Below are 1827 nucleotides of genomic sequence, written 5' to 3'. Positions count from 1 at the left end.
GTGTATAACCTCGGAGCGACGAAGGTTATGTATTATATGGATTTCTCACGGATAAATTATGATTATCTGCGTTATTTCACCACCGCATTGAAATCGGCAGACATTGTGCCCGAGAAATTTCTTTACATGAGTTCATTGTCGGCAATGGGTCCGGGAGATGAAAAGGGCTACACCCCTTTTGACGAGAGCATGATACCGATGCCCAATACCAGATACGGTGCCTCGAAACTCAAGGCGGAGATGTGGCTTGAGATGGACGGAATGCCTTACATAATCTTCCGTCCCACCGGCATATACGGACCACGCGATCATGACTATTTCCTGATGTTCAAATCCATAAGCAAAGGATTTGATTTCTCGGTAGGTTTCAGAAAGCAACTTCTGACGTTTATATATGTAGAGGATCTTTCCCGCGCGGTTTTTGACGCTCTTGAGAAAGCCCCGGTGAAAGAGACTTATGATATTTCCGAGCCAAGAGGCTACACACAGAAGGAATTTCGCCGGCTTACAGCCAAGGCTATCGGCAAGAAGGTCGTATTCCCGGTCAGGATGCCCTTGTGGGGAGTCAAGGCTGTCTCTGTCATCGCAGAGAAAATAGGTGTGGCACGCATGAAACCATCGACTCTTAACCGCGACAAATACAAGATAATGAAACAGCGCAACTGGGGTGTGGATGTATCGAAGGCGAGTCGGGATTTCGGATTCTCCCCCCGGGTGAGTCTTGCCGACGGAATATCGGAGTCGATAAGGTGGTATAGGGAAGAGGGTTGGATTTAAAGATCTTTATGAATTGTAGAATGGATTCAGGTGAGTAGATATGCAGGACAGTATTCAGAATAAAGGAGGCGGACATGGCGCGTGGCAAACGGTTGATGAGATTGTTGTGCCCTCGCATGCCGCGGAGCCTCTTGTGCCGGTAGGGATGAAGACCGTTGGAGCCGTAAAGCCGGCAAGTGTGTGGAAGCCGGTGCATTCGGCGTCGGATTCGACCGCCAGGGCACGGCGGGATTCCGTCATACGTGCCGTCAATGACTCCCTCGCCAAGGAAAAGAGCGGTTACGGGATAGTGCTTCAGGCTCCATATCGCGAGCATGTGCAGGAGGCGGCTGGAAAAGTCGCCTCACGGAGCGGCGACGGGCTGTCATGGGTTTTTGTAGCCATGGCGGTAATATTCTGTGCTGTTTGTCTTAAGCTCAAGAACACTCCGCGTTATATCAAGATACTTGTGTCGGACATGAAGGATGTCCGCACGCGTCACAACATGTTTGACAACACTGTGAAGGAAACCTCCTTTCTGTTGATACTTATAATCGGCTGGATCTGCAGTGTCGGGGTGCTGCTCTGGGATCTGTTGCGTCTGACGGTTTCCGATTCGCCGTTTGGCTCGTTCGGCATTCCAGACAGTCCGTTGTGCGGAATCGGGCTATGCGCCGGAGTCGCGGCGGTTTATGTCATCTTTATGCTACTGTCGTATGAAATAGTGGGCAACGTCTTTTCCGACCGGCAGCTGACCCGGCTCTGGGTGAAGGGTGCTACCGCTCTTATGGGACTTCAGTCTTTCATGTTTTTTCCGCTTGCGTTGTTATCGCTGTGTTATGCCGAATGGGGCGGAATTATCCTTATACTCGCGGGAATTGTCTTCGTTTTTGGGAAAATACAGTTTATTTATAAAGGTTTTAGAATTTTTTTCAATCAAATGTCCTCTTGGTTGCTTTTTTTGTACTACCTTTGCAGTTTAGAAATTGTACCGTTGATTCTCGCATATCTGGCAGCCCTTCAAATCTGCTCTATGTTGCTTTGAAAAAGGTTGAATCCACGTATCAGACA

At 49.0% G+C, this 1827-nt stretch carries 2 protein-coding genes; both read left to right on the top strand.

The features are described 5' to 3' along the window. On the top strand, positions 1-777 hold a 777-nt coding region (locus JX312_RS13040; protein ID WP_204458354.1), incomplete at its 5' end, for an NAD(P)-dependent oxidoreductase. Between the two features lie 40 nt (positions 778-817). Further along, on the top strand, positions 818-1801 hold the full coding sequence (locus JX312_RS13035; RefSeq protein WP_204458353.1) for a DUF4271 domain-containing protein: 984 nt from the start codon (positions 818-820) through the stop codon (positions 1799-1801). Positions 1802-1827 lie beyond the last annotated feature (26 nt).

Origin of the sequence: Barnesiella sp. CU968 (genome assembly GCF_905219685.1) — a bacterium.
GTDB classification, from domain to species: Bacteria; Bacteroidota; Bacteroidia; order Bacteroidales; family Muribaculaceae; genus Lepagella; species Lepagella muris_A.
The sequence above is the reverse complement of the archived record's forward strand: the minus strand, read 5'-3'. Positions and strand labels throughout refer to the sequence as shown.